Below are 15,068 nucleotides of genomic sequence, written 5' to 3' on the forward strand. Positions count from 1 at the left end.
GCGACAGCGCGAACCACTGCGCTCGCTTGCTCGTCGGTCAGTTCCGGGTAGACCGGCAATGCCAGCGTCTCTTTTGCTGCGCGCTCCGCTTCTGGAAAGTCTCCGGGGCCGTAGCCGAGGCCCCGAAAACACTCCTGTAGATGGAGCGGAATCGGATAGTAAATCTCGCAGCCGATGCCGCACCCCCGCAAATGCTCCACCAGCGCGTCGCGGCGCTCCGCTCGAATCACATACTGGTTGAACACGTGCCGATCCGTCACCGTCACCGGCGTGCGAACCAGTCCCCGCACCGTCAGACCGGCCTCCGCAAACATGCGATCGTACCGCGCCGCATTCCGCCGGCGCGCCTGGGTCCAGTTGTCGAGATGTCGCAGCTTCGCAAGCAACACCGCCGCCTGCAGCGTGTCGAGCCGGAAGTTCCCGCCAACTTTGCGGTGCACATACTTCGGATGCATTCCATGCATCCGCAAAAGCCGCACGCACTCGGCCTTCGCCGGATCGCGAGCGGTGACCATCCCGCCATCGCCAAAACCACCAAGGTTTTTGGATGGGAAAAACGAAAAGCAGCCATAGTCCCCGATCCCGCCCGCCCTCCGCCCGCGGTGCTCCGCCCCGATCGCCTGGCAAGCGTCCTCGATCACCACCAGGTGGTGGCGACTCGCGACTTCGAGGATCGGCCCCATCTCTGCGAGCTGGCCGAACAAATGCACCGGCAAGATGGCGCGGGTTCGCGCCGTCACCGCGCCGGCGACAAGGTCCGACCGCAAATTGAAGGTCACCGGGTCAATGTCCACGAACACCGGTTTCGCACCCAGCCGCACGATCGAACCGGCCGTCGCAAAAAAGCTGTAGGGCGTTGTGACGACTTCATCGCCGGCGCCGATCTCCTCGGCCATCATCGCGACGAGCAGCGCATCGGTGCCAGACGACACGCCCACCGCGTGCGGCACGCCGCAGTACGCCGCCACCGCCGCCTCCAGCGCGCCAACCTGCGGGCCGTTGATGAAGACCTGCGACTCCACCACCTCGCGCATCGCGGCTTCCACCTCGCTGCGGATCGCTGCGTACTGCGCCTTCAGGTCCAACAGAGGAACATTCATCACGCCCTCGCGTTCGGCTTCCGCTCTCTCCCCTCGCCCCGTCAGCTCTTCGCCGAATCAGCACAGGCTACCGCCCGTGGTCGTTGGAGCGGTGTCGTCCAACGGCCCCGCCGCTCGACTCGCGGCCATCCCACGTCACGTTTGCAGCATGCGCAGCAGCAGCGGGATCATCTGCTCCGCCCGCCGGTGCCATCGGCTGAGCTGCGCGACCCGCTCCTGCAGCACCTTCCGCGCACCACCGTTGGTCTCGGTCAGAAGCGCGCGGATTTCCTTCAGTCCTTCATCCCCGCTTCGGAGGTGGGGCACCACTTTCTCCTGCAAGTACCCCGACACGAGCTTCCGTAGTTCCCGTTCAGCGGTGAAGTGGTCCCGCCGGTCGCCCGGCACATACACAGTGCGCACCGCGCCAAACGATCGCAGCAACCGAAGCCCCTGGCTCACCGCGCCCTTGCTCAGATTCAGGCGCGACATCAGGCCGTCCATCGGCAGCGGGTCAGCACAGATAAAAAGACACCCGTAAATTTCGCCGACCGAGCGCGGCAGCCCCGCGACCTCCGCCAGCCGCACGAAGAGATCCACCACTTCGCGCTCTACTCGCTCGAGCTGCGCGACGGGCGAGACAGCAGACGCAGGGTCGGTCGACGCCATTCCGTTCGTTCACTCTAGAATGAACAAAATGAACGTCGCCGTCAAGACCAGCCGCGCTGCCCCGCCAAACCGCCGGCGCCGCGCCCTTCATCCGCCGGGGCAGACCGGCCCGCGGCCGCTCGGACGGCAGAGCTGGCGGTGCGCAGCCCGCGCGCGCAGGTCCACAGCGGGCTTGTGAGCGCGGCGGACAGACGCTATGTTGCGCATCCGATGCCAGCTGATCCGGATGGTTCCCGCGCGGTGAAGGGTGCGTCCATTTTCGTGCACGGACCCGAGCTGGACGAGGACGGCTACCCGCCCTCCTGCCCGTTCAACACTCACCGGGCCCAGCAGACGCGCGATGTCGTCGCCCGCATGGGGCTACTCGGCACCGACGATCGCATCGAACTGCCGCCCCGCCCCGCACGACGCGAGGAGCTGGAATGGTTTCACACGCCGGAATACCTCGACCTGCTCCAGCGCGGCGAACGCGAGGAGCTGGGCTGGGAAGGACTGGAGGCCGGAATCGGCACACTGGACTGCCCACGATTTGAGCACATGTACCGGTTCCCGGCGCTTGCCACCGGCGCGACACTCACCGCGGCAGAAGCGATCCTCGACGGTCGGGCGCGGGTGGCGTTCAATCCCTCCGGCGGCTTTCACCATGCGTTCCCGGACCGCGCCGCCGGGTTTTGCTATCTGAATGATGTGGTGCTCGGCGCGATGCGGCTGGCCTCCGGTGGCCGGCGAGTTTTGGTGCTGGATATCGATGCGCACCACTCCGATGGGGTGCAGCACGCGTTTTACCGGCGCGCAGACGTCATGGTGATCTCGGTGCACGAAAGCGGCCGGACGCTCTTCCCGGGCACCGGCTTCGAGGACGAAATCGGTGAGGACGAGGGCGAAGGATACACCGTCAATGTGCCGCTACCCGTCGGGACGCCCGACGCCGTCTACGAGCGGGTGCTCGCGGAAATCGTCTGGCCGTTGGCCGACGCGTTTGCTCCCGACGCGATCCTCGTGGAGCTGGGCATGGACACCCTGGCCGGCGACCCGCTGGCCCACCTGCGGCTCTCCAACAATGTGCCCGCCGGCGTTGTCTCCCGGTTGGTGCGAATGAACCGCCCCATTCTGGCGGTCGGTGGTGGCGGGTACCAGTTCGAGCCCACCGTTCGCGGGTGGGCTCTGTGCTGGAGCATTCTGTGCGGCGCGAACACCGAGACGGATGATTTTGGAGCCGGGTTCGGCGGCGTGATGCTCCAAAACACGGACTGGATCGGAGGACTCCGCGACCGCATTCTGATCTCCGACGCCGCGAACATGGCGGAGATCGATGCGGAAGTGTCCGCAACGATCGACCGGCTACGCCGCCGACTGTTTCCGCTGCACGGTCTACCGCTGTAGGCGAACGCGCGGTGTCCGACTGATCGAGGGGGGTGTTCCGCGCGCCATCGTGCGCCGGGGTTGCCTCCGCACCCAACGGTGACGGTCATGCGTGAGCCGCAACATCGGTCCGCCGTTCACGCGATCTCATCCACCGTTCCGGACAGAGTTGCACAAAGCCCCGCGACGCACCTGGACAGACCCGACGGCCCGGCTCGACGGCCAACGCGATGCTACCCCTGGCCCGCGCAAGCCAGTAGGTCGATGGTCGACTCAGCGGTCGATCGAGACGTAACGGACCACGCGCTCGGGCATCCCACAGAAGCGGAAGCTGTTGTTCATGTGGTCCCGCTCATCGAGTGCGATCCGACGAAACACGTCGCCCCAGGTTTGGAACGGTCCGAACTGCTGGGCCACGTCGCACTCGACCTTTTCCTGATCAAGCTCCGGGTGGTCCTTCACAAACTGCATGTAAGCGTGCTCCGCATGATCCTCAAACTCCGCGTTCAGGTAGAACGCGCGGCGGATGTTCACGCGCGCCAGCAGCCGGCTGAACCACGCGTACTTGAACGTGGCGAGCCGCGGCAGCCAGATCCGTCGAAACGCGCCTTCCTGCATGCCCAGCTGGCGCATTCGATCGTCGATCACCAGGAGATGCCAGAACTCGTTGTCCTGCGCCTCGCGGCCCCAGTCCACAATTTTCGTGGCCCGCTCCACCGTCGGTCGGTCGTGATGGTGGGTCGACAGCAGGCTGTACTGACGCGTCTCCCAGGCCTGGTACGGGATGCGCGCAAGGGTTTCGAGCAACCGCACTTTTGGCAGGGAGGTGTCCTTGCCGTAGAGGAGGTCCATCGCCGCAAACAGCATCCTTGCCATCGGCGTGTACTGCAGACGCGGACGGGCCAGCGAGGCCTCCTGCTCACGCCGGAGATCCACCGGCTCCTTCCGCAAATCGAGCACTGGACTCATACCACATCTCCTCTCGCCACGAGGCGAACCTCTCAGCAGACTACACGGGAACCGCGTGAATGCAAGAGCAGGCCGCGCCGGCTGCAGCATTCCGGAGCGCACCGCCGTTCGGCCAGGGCGGCCAAGCCCCGGAGGGTGAGGTCCGGATCGTGTCGCGCGGACGGAACCGCACGCACCACTAACTTCGCCGCCCCGCCCGTTGCGACGACCCTCGCCCGCCGCAACCCGCCGTTGCCGCGCATGCGGCAAAGAATCGCCCTGACCATTCCCGCAAACCCCGCTTCGGCTCCGATTCGGATCGCCGACACGGTCCCATCACCCACCGAACCGGTCGCCGCCGGCCCCGCCCGAAGGTGCGGAAGTCGCGCGGTCCGCTCGGCGAGGTAGTCGTAGAACATCGCCGGGCCCGGTGCGATCACCCCGCCAATGTACCGATCGCCGATCACCGCATCGAAGGTGGTGGCAGTGCCGGCATCCACCACGATCACCGCCCCCCCTCCTCGGCGGGCGATCGCGGCGATATTTGCGAGACGGTCCGCTCCCAACGTGGACGGCCGCGGATAGTCGAACCGAACATGACGGGCCAGTGCCGGGCTCGCCGTCAGTGCGACCAGACGACCGTCCAGCCGAATCGCGCGGCGCCAATCGCGGGTCGCAGCCGGTACGACCGATCCGACCACGATCGACTTCGCCCCCCTGACCGCCAGCCAGCCGACCGCCCGGGCGAGCACCGCGGGCTCGCGGCGAGCCGTCCGCTGACGCCACCGCCGAAGGACCCGTCCTCCCACGACCAGCGCGAGGGTTGTGTGCGTGTTGCCGATGTTCAGAACCGCAACCGGCTCCCCGACCGACCGCTGGCGTGCCACCTTCATTCCCACGCCGGAACGCGAGCCGGCCCGCCGGCGGCGCGCCAGGCCTCCCGCAACACCCGCCGCTGTGCACCCGACAACGGCCGGGGACGATACAGCCCATCGAAGCGGGCCAGCCATCGGGCGGCGACTTCCTCAAGGGGCACCACAAGGCCCTCCATCCGGCACGACGTCGCGTGGCCGCGCAGTCCGACTGCGCTGAAATGTTCCTCGCTCTGGCCCACGTTGATGCCCACACCGAGCACCACAAAGTCAATCTGGGAACCGTTCAGTCGAGGTTCCGTGAGGATGCCCGCAATCTTGCCGCGCGGTGTGACGACATCGTTCGGCGGCTTCACCCGAACGTGTCGGATGCCCAAATCACCGAGCGCCCGAAGCGTCGCGACCACCGCCAGCAAGGGCAACCAGCCGGCGTCCGCGGCGGCCCACGCGCAGCGCAGGAGCACCGACAGATAGACACCCTGATCGCGCGGCGACTGCCAGCGGCGCCCATGACGCCCACGCCCGGCGGTTTGCTCTCGTGCGAGTACCGCCGTTCGATCCGGTGCACCGCGCTCCGCGAGTCGCCGTACCGTGTCCTGCGTGGACACCACGCGATCGAGCACTCGCACCTGCCATCTCGGCGCGGCGGCGAGCAGCCGCTCCTGGATGCGCGCGCGCATCGCGGCCGGGGTGGACTCTGGCACGGCGGCCGGACTCACAGGAAATCCATACCGAAATCCGCGGCCGGCGCAGAGTGGGTCAGCGCGCCCACCGAGATCGCATCCACCCCTGTCGCCGCAATGGCGCGAACGTTGTGCAGGCTCACCCCCCCGGATGCCTCCAGCCGGGCCCGGCCCCGCACAAGCCGGACACACCGGCGCAGGCGCGCCAGAGACATGTTATCGAGGAGGATCCAGTCCGGCCGGCCCTCCAACGCGTCGAGCAGTTCGCGCTCCGTGTCCACCTCGATCTCGATCAGCCGTCCGCCGCAACGCCGGCGGGCGGCGCGGATCGCGTCGGCGAGCGGGCGCGCGGACGTTCCCGCCCAGAGTTTGCGATGATTGTCCTTGATGAGCACCCGGTCGTAGAGCCCCATCCGGTGGTTCTCTCCGCCACCGCATCGTACCGCGTACTTTTCCAGGCGGCGCCAGCCCGGCGTCGTTTTACGCGTGTCGAGGATCGTGACGCCGGTGGAGCCAACGCGGCGGACAAATTCACGGGTGAGCGTCGCGATGCCGGACAACCGTTGGAGGAAGTTCAGCGCGATTCGCTCGCCGGCCAGCAGCGCGCGCGCGGGCCCCTCGACGTGCAACGCGGCCGCCCCTGCGCGCAGCGTCTCGCCGTCGCGATGGTCGCTTTCACACCGAATCCGTCGGTCGAGCCGGCGAAATACCTCGGCGGCGAGCGGCAGCCCCGCCAGCACGCACGGCCGCCGCGCCACGATCACCGCGCGAGCGACCGCTCCCGCCGGCACCAGCGCGCGCGAGGTGACGTCGCCCCTGCCCACATCCTCCCGGATCGCAGCGCGCAACAAGGTGGCGGCCTCGCGGCGTGTCGCCCGATCCAGCGCAGTCCACTGCAGCGCAGAGCCTGTTCGCATGCGAGCATCTTACGCGGCGGGGGGGCGGGGTCAACGGCGCGCGCGCGCCCGCCGACGACGACAGGCCCCGCCCGCCGCCGAAACCAGTGGCCGACCCGCTTTCAGCGCGCGAATCCGGTCACGCAGCATGGCCGCGCGCTCGAACTCCAGCGCCTCCGCCGCCTCAAACATCTCGGCCTCCAGCTGCTGAATCGCCGCATGAACGTCCTCGTCCTCTCCCCCCTCGCGGACAATCCGGCGCTCGATCTCTCGCGCCCGTTCTCGCACCGCGAGCGCCGCCTGGATCTCTTTCTCAATCGAACGCGGTGTGATGCCGTGCTCGCGGTTGTAGGCCAACTGCCGGGCGCGCCGCTCCTCCGTCCGTTCGATCATCCGCCGCATCGAATCGGTGATCTCGTCCGCGTATAGAATCACGCGTCCCCGTGTATGGCGTGCGGCGCGGCCGGCAGTCTGCACCAGCGAGGTCTCCGAGCGCAGAAATCCCTCCTTATCCGCGTCGAGGATCGCCACCAGCGACACCTCCGGCAGATCCAGACCCTCGCGCAGCAGATTGATGCCGATGAGACAGTCAAAATCGGCCTTCCGCAGACCCCGAAGGATCTCCACCCGCTCGATCGCGTCAATCTCCGAGTGCAAATACCGCACCCGCAGACCGGCGGAGCGTAGATAGTCGGCGAGATCTTCCGCGGTTTTCTTCGTCAATGTCGTGACCAGCACCCTCTCCCGCCGGGCGGCCGCGCGACGAATCTCCTCCATCACGTCGTCAATCTGGTTGGCGAGAGGTCGGACCTCGACCGGCGGATCAACAATGCCGGTCGGTCGAATCAGCTGCCGTACCGGTGGGCCGGACATCTGCAGCTCGAACTCGCCCGGCGTCGCGGAGGTAAACAACATCGGGCCGGTGACCGCGAGAAACTCTTCGAAGTTGAGCGGGCGGTTGTCGAGCGCGGACGGCAGCCGGAACCCGTGTTCGACGAGCGTGAGCTTCCGCGCACGGTCGCCGTTGTACATGCCCCGCAGTTGCGGCAGTGTCACGTGCGACTCGTCAATCACCGTCAGAAATTCCCGCGGGAAATAGTCCACCAGGCAGGCCGGCCGTTCACCGGGCCCGCGGCCGGAAAGATGGCGGGAGTAGTTCTCGATGCCGCTGCAGAAGCCGACCTCCGCCAGCATCTCGAGATCGTACTCGGTACGCATGCGCAGCCGCTGCGCCTCGATCAACTTCCCGCGCTCGACAAACCACGACACGCGTTCCTCCAGCTCCGCACGGATCGCCTCTAACGCCGGTCGGATCTTCGCGGATGGCATCACAAAGTGACGGGCCGGCGAGAGCGTCACCGCCTCCACCGGCGGTCCCGCCCGACCGCTCACCGGATCCAGCCGGCGCAAACCGGCGACCGTGGCGCCATCGAACGTCACACGGATCTGCTCGTGGCGGTAGGAGGGAAAAACGTCCACCGTTTCACCCCGCACCCGGAACGTGCCGGGCTCCGGCGCCAGGTCGTTGCGCGAGTACTGAATCGCGACCAGCCGAGCCAGCAGCTCATCTCGGTCCAAACGGTCGCCCACTTGCAGCCGGACGGTCATCTCCCGGTAGTCCTCCGGCGAACCGAGGCCGTAGATGCAGGAGACCGAGGCGACGATGATCACGTCTTCGCGGTTCAGCAACGCGTCGGTCGCGGCCAGCCGTAGCCGTTCGATTTCTTCATTGATGGAGGCGTCCTTTTCGATGTACGTGTCGGTCGCGGGAATGTACGCCTCCGGCTGGTAGTAGTCGTAGTAACTGACGAAGTACTCAACCGCATTGCGCGGAAAGAATCCTTTCAGTTCCGCATAGAGCTGCGCCGCGAGCGTCTTGTTGTGGGAGATCACCAACACCGGCCTCCCCCAGCGCGCGATCACGTTCGCGATCGTGAACGTCTTGCCCGAGCCGGTCACCCCCTCGAGCGTCTGAAAACGCCGGCCCTCTTCAAGACCGCGAACCAAGGCCTCGATCGCCTCCGGCTGGTCGCCGGTGGGCGCATAAGGGGCCACGAGCTGAAATCGTTCGCGCATCGTGCGTTCGACTATAGGCCCGGGGCGCCGGTCCGACAACGGCCGGGCCAGCGATCATCCGCCGGTTGCCATCGCGGCGTCGCGCGCACCTCCGCCCGCCGCTTCCAGCACCGCCGCCGCAACGCCGTCGACCACCGCCGCCAGCGCCGTGTAGTTCAGCTTCTCGGGCAGGTCGTCTGGCTGATGGTATGCGTCATAGCGGAACGGCGCGGTGTCCGTGACCATCAGCGCGGGCACCCCGCGGCGCGCAAACGGCCAGTGATCAGACCACGCAACGCCCGCTACCCACATCGGTAGCGCGGCCCAGCACACGGGCACGTCCGTCGCGCATCGCATCGCGGCGGCGAAGCGGCGGAGCGCGCCGGCACTGCGCACACCGCCGACGAGCGCGATGAAGTTGCCACGGTCCGGATACAGCAGGTAGAACAACGGTGAGGGATAGGCCTGACTGCCGGGCACGTCGCGAAAACATCCCATCGTTTCCAGCGCAACCATCAGTGCGATCCGTTCACCCCGACGCACCGCGGCCGCCGCGTGCACCTCGCTGCCCATGTGCGGCGTCATGAAGAACGGCGGCTCCTCGTTCACAAACGCGACCAGTCGCAGCGTGCGGTCCGGCTCCAGGCTTCGCCACCGCGTCGCCAGTTCAAGCAACGCCGCGACCCCCGACGCGTTGTCGTTGGCGCCGGGCGTGCCGGGCACGGTATCGTAGTGCGCACCGACCAGCACCAGCTCATCGGGACGCACGCGGCCACGACGCTCCGCCACCAGATTCACTACCGTCACCACACCCTGCCCACTCGGAGCCTCAAAAGGTTCCTGCCGCACCGGCCAGCCCGCGGTCTGCAATTCGGTCGCGATCCAGCCGGCCGCTTGCCGCAGCGCGTCCAGCCGGCCGTTCGCATGCCGTTCACCGATTTCGCCGGCCAGCTGTCGCACCCGGCTCTCCAGCCTTGCGGCGGTCGCCTCGCGCGCCGCGGTGAGCGTGGGCGCGTCGGCGGTGCGGCCACCGCAGCGTGCGACAACCAGACCCATCGCCGCAGCCCAAGGCAGCAACCCGCCCGCCGCACCCGCCGCTCGTTGCAGCCGCGAGCGGCCCTCCGACCGAACGAAAGTGCGCCAGAACTGGACGGAACCGGCCACCAGCCACAGCGCGAACAATACTGCCGCCACTACCGTTGCGATCCCCCGGACCCCCGCAAGCGGTCCGACACGGCGATACGGAATCGCCCCCACCACCAGCAGCGCGACCGAGGTCCAGATCGCCAACCGCCAGGTGTTCACGGCTGCCGTTCGACGGGTGCCGGACCACGCGCCCGCCGGGTGCGGTAGTCCATTTCCAATATTTGGATCGCCGCGATATCGGCCGGTATCGTGATCGGGCCGTGTGGCTTCATCGCCTCGTCAAGCACCGCCCGGACCCGCCGCACCGTGGCGACCAGGTCGCGAGCCAGCTCTGGCGGCAGATCACCGGCCACCGACAATGCCGCCCGCGCGTCGAACAGACGACCGCGAGCCACAAGCAGCGCCGCCCGCCGCACCGCGATCTCCGCACGCAGCAGTGGATCCGCCTCCGCGCCCCCTGCCGATTCTATCGCGGACCACGCACGGCCATACGCCTCGTCCGCTTCGTCCGCACGACCGGCCATCGCGAGGGCACGGGCCCGCTGAAGCCAGATCCGGGCGAGCGCTCGCGCGGAAAGAGCCCCGCCGAACGACTCCCCATACGCCGCAAGGGAGTCTGACGACCGCACCGCCTCCTCCAACGCCCCCGCCTCGATCCAGGCGAGAACCTCCTGCGTCCGCGCGCGCACCCACTCCGAGCGCGACTCCGGCCCGAGTTCCACCAGGACCGCCGCCGCGTTCGACCACGCGACCGCGGCCTCCGCGTAGCGGTGCAGCCGCATGCGCGCATCCGCCAGCAACACCCACACGGCGGACAGCGATGGGCGATTCGTCACTGCGGACCGCGCCCACTCCGCCAGCGCGCGCTCCGCGAATTCCGCGGCGCGCGCCGCATCACCACTGTTCAGGTGCAGCGCAGCAAGATCCGCATGCAGTGTCGCAAGATCCTGAGCGGCAATCTCCGGGCGTGCCGCGGCCATCCGCCAGGCCTCCTGCGCGTGCTGCAGCGCACGAATGCGGTCGCCACGCTGGTTCCACGCCCAGGAAAGCAGAATCTGCAGGCGTACCCGCTCCACCTCCTCGACCGATGTCGCAGCCGCCCCCTCGGCCGCCGCCTGCAGACGACGGATCGCCTCATCGGTCTCGCCTCTCTCGAGCAGCGCACTCCCCAGCGACACCACCACCGACAACGGCGGTGCTCCACCGCGCCACACTGACCACTCGTCGCAGGCTGTCCGCCACGCATCAATCGCAGCGTCCAGCTGACCTACTGCAAAGCGGGCGTCGCCCATCTCCGCGCAGAGAAGCGGCACTTCCGGGCCAGCCTCGACGGCGGCACGGGCTGCCGCGAGTGCCTCTTCCGCCTGCGCGGCCGCGGCGCCGGGATCGCCGGCCAGCCGCAACGCGCGCACCAGACGACGTCGCGTCCCCGTAACCAGCGCCGTATCCGCCACCCTGCCGGCCGCGGCGGCATCGGCGGCGATTCGATACTGCCGCACCGCCTCCACGAAATCCTGTCTGGCCTCCGCCGACATGCCCAGCACGCGCGCCGCGTGAAACCGCGCCACCGCAGCGGAGGCGCCAGACGCGTCGGTCTCGCGGAGAACCTCCGTCGCCATACGAACGGCGTCGGTGGGATCCTCCTGTTCCCACCGCACCTCCGCCAGCAGTGCCCGCGCCACCAGTGAGCGGGGCTCCGCACGAAGAATCGCGCGCAGCTTCTGCTCCGCCTCCTCCCGACGTCCTTGCCGCCAGACGGCCGAGGCCGCCACAACGCGGTCCTCTACCTGCTCCGCGGTCAGGCCCTCCGGCCGGAGAGCCACCGCAAGCTCCGCGAGCCAGTCCGCCACCCGCGACGCACCCTCCTCCCGAGCCACCCGCCAGGCCGTCGCCCAAACTTCGGCCGAACCTCTGTCTCCCGGAGCATGCCCCACGACCTCGGCGAGCTGCTCCAGAGCCGATCCGAGCTGGCCGAGCGGCGTCAGCTGCAGCACGTCGCCCTGCGGCCACGTGACCCCCGCAAGCGCATTAGACGGAGAGAGGCTGCACACCGTTCGGCCGGCGCTTTCCAGCTCGCACCGACGGATCGCGGCGCGCAACCACTCTCCTACACTGCCGCCCGCCGGGCGGGTCCGAATACGTTCCAGTTCCCGTGCCAGCGCGTCGGCCGCGCGTGAGCGCCCGAACCATGTCTCGGCGGGACGCTCCGCCGCACCCGCCGACCACAACACCAGCGGCTCCGGAAACGAAAACGCAGACGCCGCCGGTGCCCCCGCCGCGCGGCCGACGCCAGCCGCGATCTGGATCACGACCACCGAAGCGGCACACGACCCGAGCAGAGAGCTCACGGCGGCAGGCACCGCCTCCGCCTCGTTTTTCCCCTCCAGTCCCGCCCAAGCTGCCCCACTTTCACCGTCCGTTGCCGGTGCAAGCGGCCCGCTGTAACCCACCACCGCCAGATCGCCCGTCTGAAGGCGCGCGCGCAGACGAATCAGGGCTGCCAGCACCAACTCGGCGCGAACGGTTGCGCCGGTGAGCACCGCCAGGTTCGCGCCGCCGGCGCGCGACCATACGGCCGCCAGATGCGCCGCGTCGGCTGGGCCGTTCGCGTCGCCGGCGCCAATCCAGACCGCCATCGGCACCGGCGTCCGCGCGAAGGTTTCGGACGCTCCGAGCGCCACCGCGAGCACCATCACGGCGACCGCGCGCCCGGCCGTCCAAACGATGGACGGCCATCCCGGCGTCCGGTCCCAACCTTGGACACCTCGAATCCGACGCGGCCGCCTCATCGCGCGTATTCCGGCCGCCAGCCGAGCCGCGGCGGCACCAGCTCCCCCTGCCGCTGAGCTTCGGGGTCGTGGTAGGCGCCGTAGAACAGGCTGTTACAGTCCAACCACGTCACGATCCGCTCCCAGTCCTCCGGCGACAGTCGTACGTCGTGGTGTCCGTTGCTGAGCATCCGCGCGAGGTGGGCGGCATCGGCGCCGACTCGCCCGGGCGTCGAGTACTGTTCCTGTTCGAAGATGATTCCGTTGCCGCCGGCCCGCGACCAGCCAAACGGCGAGAGCGCAGCGTACGCACGGGACCACCCATGGTGCGCGTGTCGGACGCCGGCGAGCCACTCGGGCGCAGAGACTCGCGCGCCGGGGCCGGTGGCCGGCTCGAACGGTTCTGCGCGCAGATCGGGGCGGCCGCGCGCACCGGCATGGCATCGAACACAGTGGCGATCGAGCACCGGTTGGACCAGCCGCGGAAACGTCAACGGATAGGAACCCGACGGTCCGGGCCGCAGCGAGGAAGGGGGCCGGCGCGCAGCCAGAGGTGAGAACTGAACCGGCGGTGCGGCGTGACGCGGCTCGTGGCAACCGGCACAGCTCAGTGTCGCGCCGTCGTGCGCCCAGGTGCCGGAGCGCATAGTTTGAATCGCACGGCCGCGGCCGTCCAACGCCTGAAAGTAGACCTCTACGCCGGCGGGCATCACAAAGTGCGCACTGCCGTCTTCCTCGACCGGGACGGTGCCGAGCACGCCGCGCGCAATACTTTCGGCAGCGGCCCCGATGCGGGGCACATCGAGCCAGGCGGTGTCCTTTCCGAAGATCTGCACGATCCGCAGCGCGGCGACGCGCCGGCCGGCGGGAAACGGACGGCGGCTCGCATAGACGTTGGCGACCACCACGGTCGCCAGGCCGGTCGGGCGCGAGGGTGAGTAACCGACCATCGGAGGTGCGCGGCGCGGAATCACCGGCGGGCGTTCCCTCGGTCGCACCGGTATCGGGTCCAGGCACGGGAACTCCGGATCGCGATAGAGCACCTCCCGGTTGCCAAAGCTGTCGGCGAGCGTGAGCGCGTAGTGGCGTTGTTCGGGATCCCATACGCAGAGGAAAAAATCCTCGTCCAACGGCCACGGCTGGCCAAACACCTCCCCTTTCGGTTCGTGTCGCCCGCGGTCATGCGGCACGCCGGGCGCGGACTCGGCCTCCGGAAACAGCACCTCCGGCGTCAGCCGGCGCACCTGAGACATGCGGCCGTCGTCGGGCATCGCCGGATCCACCAACACCACCGAACCGTACTGCTCCCCGTGATGGGGTGCCGCAACCGCAATGAAGGTGCGCCGGCCGGGTACCGCGCGCAGCCCCAGCAGCATCCACGGCCGCATCTCGCGCCGGTCGGTGTAGTTGCCATGCGGTGCGCGCGGGTCGCTACCGTCGGGATTGCACACCCACATGTGATGCGCCGCGTCGTTGTCCCGGTCTACGTAGTCCCACCGCGTATAGACGATTCGCCCATCGTGCGCGACGGACGGCTGCCACTCGTTCGTTTCGTGAAAGCTGAGCGGCTCGAGCGCAGAACCGTCGGGCTGCATCGCATACAGCACCGCGGAGGGACACCAGCGCGCGCCGCAGCGCACATTCGAGCCCACCCGCTCCGAAATGAACGCGATGCGGCCGTCCGGCAGCACGCACGGGTCGTACTCGTTCCACCGCCCGTCGGTGAGCTGCATGACCGGCCCACCCTCGAGCGACGCGCGGAAGATATGATAGGTGCTCTCCGGCCGCCAGTGGTAGTGGTGATAGCCGGCGGGCCGCAGACGACACTCCTCCCACGACCACGGCTGGCCCGCCCACTCCTCCGGCGAGGGCACGCGCGCGTCCGCTTCGGTCCACGCGAAGTAGACGGTGCGCCCGTCGTAGTCGAGCTCCAGCGAGATGAACGAACCGCCCGCGAGCGGCCGACCGGTAAGCCGGCCGTTTGCGATCGTCGCCCCCTCGAGCGGGCGGCGCACGCGCGGCGCCGCTCCGAACGGATCCTCGATCACGACCAGCCCCCCGCCACGCGCTGCGTTGAAGCCGAAAAACTGGTCAATCATATGGATTTCGCCGCGTGCTTGCTTGGAATGCAGCAGTAGCGCGATGCGATCAAAGTTGAGCAGAGGATTGCGGAAGGCGATCCGGCGACGGAGCGCGCGCGCGGCGAGGAAACGCTCGTCGGCGCCGTCGGCAGGGAGCGGGCCGTTCGCCGCCCGCGCCTCCAGCGCCGCCAGCTCCGCCGCCTCCGCGGAGAGGTCGGGCGCCCCGGGCTGTGCCCGCAGATGTGTCAGCAGCGCGCGCGTCCGACGCAGCACCACGTCGAGCGGAGAGCGGTCGGTTGGCTGGATCAACGCGTCGGTGCGGCGCGATTCACGCTCGAGCCGCTGGCGCACCTCCGTGTCGAATTTCGTTCCGGCGATCTCGCGCGCCAGCCGTTCGAACTCTTTCCGAGCGTCCTCCCCGTGCACGACCCCCGTCGCGCCAATCGCGGCAGCGACGCATGCGGCGCGCAACAACAGACGGCCGACGCGCTTCATCGCGCCGGATTATG

The 15,068-nt window shown here is 68.6% G+C and carries 10 protein-coding genes and 1 pseudogene; 2 read left to right on the forward strand and 9 right to left on the reverse strand.

What is annotated here, in order from left to right; genetic code table 11:
• A partial coding sequence (locus N2652_00005) for a DegT/DnrJ/EryC1/StrS family aminotransferase (protein MCX7817595.1) occupies nucleotides 1-1,100 on the reverse strand: 1,100 nt, incomplete at its 3' end.
• A 135-nt stretch (nucleotides 1,101-1,235) separates the two neighbouring features.
• Nucleotides 1,236-1,748, reverse strand: coding sequence for a hypothetical protein (locus N2652_00010; GenBank protein MCX7817596.1), 513 nt, complete (start codon nucleotides 1,746-1,748; stop codon nucleotides 1,236-1,238).
• 240 nt (nucleotides 1,749-1,988) lie between these two features.
• On the opposite strand from N2652_00010, the gene N2652_00015 reads away from it, so the two are divergent.
• The gene (locus N2652_00015) at nucleotides 1,989-3,131 is read left to right on the forward strand and encodes an acetoin utilization protein AcuC (protein MCX7817597.1); all 1,143 of its coding nucleotides are present in this window, start codon (nucleotides 1,989-1,991) and stop codon (nucleotides 3,129-3,131) included.
• Between the two features lie 252 nt (nucleotides 3,132-3,383).
• Here the strand turns inward: N2652_00015 and N2652_00020 are convergent, their stop codons facing one another.
• Genes N2652_00020 through N2652_00045 form a run of 6 tightly spaced genes read right to left on the reverse strand, consistent with a single transcriptional unit; the run spans nucleotide 3,384 to nucleotide 9,869 of the window.
• Nucleotides 3,384-4,079 carry a hypothetical protein gene (locus tag N2652_00020; GenBank protein MCX7817598.1) on the reverse strand — a complete coding sequence of 232 codons (696 nt, stop codon included), beginning with the start codon at nucleotides 4,077-4,079 and terminating at the stop codon, nucleotides 3,384-3,386.
• Nucleotides 4,080-4,111: 32 nt separating this feature from the next.
• Nucleotides 4,112-4,951 carry a type III pantothenate kinase gene (locus N2652_00025; GenBank protein ID MCX7817599.1) on the reverse strand — a complete coding sequence of 280 codons (840 nt, stop codon included), beginning with the start codon at nucleotides 4,949-4,951 and terminating at the stop codon, nucleotides 4,112-4,114.
• Nucleotides 4,948-5,649 (reverse strand): biotin--[acetyl-CoA-carboxylase] ligase, encoded by a 702-nt coding sequence (locus N2652_00030; protein ID MCX7817600.1) that lies wholly within the window; start codon nucleotides 5,647-5,649, stop codon nucleotides 4,948-4,950. Before N2652_00030 ends, N2652_00025 begins: the two co-directional genes overlap by 4 nt.
• Complete coding sequence (gene nadC, locus N2652_00035) at nucleotides 5,646-6,530, reverse strand: carboxylating nicotinate-nucleotide diphosphorylase (GenBank protein MCX7817601.1); 885 nt, start codon at nucleotides 6,528-6,530, stop codon at nucleotides 5,646-5,648. The genes N2652_00030 and nadC overlap by 4 nt, the downstream gene beginning before the upstream one ends.
• Before the next feature lie 30 nt (nucleotides 6,531-6,560).
• The gene (uvrB, locus tag N2652_00040; protein MCX7817602.1) at nucleotides 6,561-8,585 is read right to left on the reverse strand and encodes an excinuclease ABC subunit UvrB; all 2,025 of its coding nucleotides are present in this window, start codon (nucleotides 8,583-8,585) and stop codon (nucleotides 6,561-6,563) included.
• Between the two features lie 54 nt (nucleotides 8,586-8,639).
• Nucleotides 8,640-9,869: a M20/M25/M40 family metallo-hydrolase gene (locus N2652_00045; GenBank protein MCX7817603.1), complete on the reverse strand. Its 1,230-nt coding sequence runs from the start codon at nucleotides 9,867-9,869 to the stop codon at nucleotides 8,640-8,642.
• A gap of 1,480 nt (nucleotides 9,870-11,349) precedes the next feature.
• On the opposite strand from N2652_00045, the pseudogene N2652_00050 reads away from it, so the two are divergent.
• A pseudogene (locus N2652_00050) lies at nucleotides 11,350-11,532 on the forward strand (lytic transglycosylase).
• A gap of 963 nt (nucleotides 11,533-12,495) precedes the next feature.
• Here the strand turns inward: N2652_00050 and N2652_00055 are convergent.
• Nucleotides 12,496-15,054 carry a hypothetical protein gene (locus N2652_00055; protein MCX7817604.1) on the reverse strand — a complete coding sequence of 853 codons (2,559 nt, stop codon included), beginning with the start codon at nucleotides 15,052-15,054 and terminating at the stop codon, nucleotides 12,496-12,498.
• Between the last annotated feature and the right edge of the window lie 14 nt (nucleotides 15,055-15,068).

Source organism: Kiritimatiellia bacterium (assembly GCA_026417735.1).
In the GTDB taxonomy this organism is placed as follows: Bacteria; Verrucomicrobiota; Kiritimatiellia; order PWTM01; family PWTM01; genus CAACVY01.

Excerpts from the sequence above, each read along its gene's own strand:
- nadC (MCX7817601.1), bottom strand. The coding sequence starts at position 6,530 with ATGCGAACAGGCTCTGCGCTGCAGTGGACTGCGCTGGATCGGGCGACA.
- N2652_00025 (MCX7817599.1), bottom strand. The coding sequence starts at position 4,951 with ATGAAGGTGGCACGCCAGCGGTCGGTCGGGGAGCCGGTTGCGGTTCTG.
- N2652_00010 (MCX7817596.1), bottom strand. The coding sequence starts at position 1,748 with ATGGCGTCGACCGACCCTGCGTCTGCTGTCTCGCCCGTCGCGCAGCTC.
- N2652_00055 (MCX7817604.1), bottom strand. The coding sequence starts at position 15,054 with ATGAAGCGCGTCGGCCGTCTGTTGTTGCGCGCCGCATGCGTCGCTGCC.
- N2652_00020 (MCX7817598.1), bottom strand. The coding sequence starts at position 4,079 with ATGAGTCCAGTGCTCGATTTGCGGAAGGAGCCGGTGGATCTCCGGCGT.
- uvrB (MCX7817602.1), bottom strand. The coding sequence starts at position 8,585 with ATGCGCGAACGATTTCAGCTCGTGGCCCCTTATGCGCCCACCGGCGAC.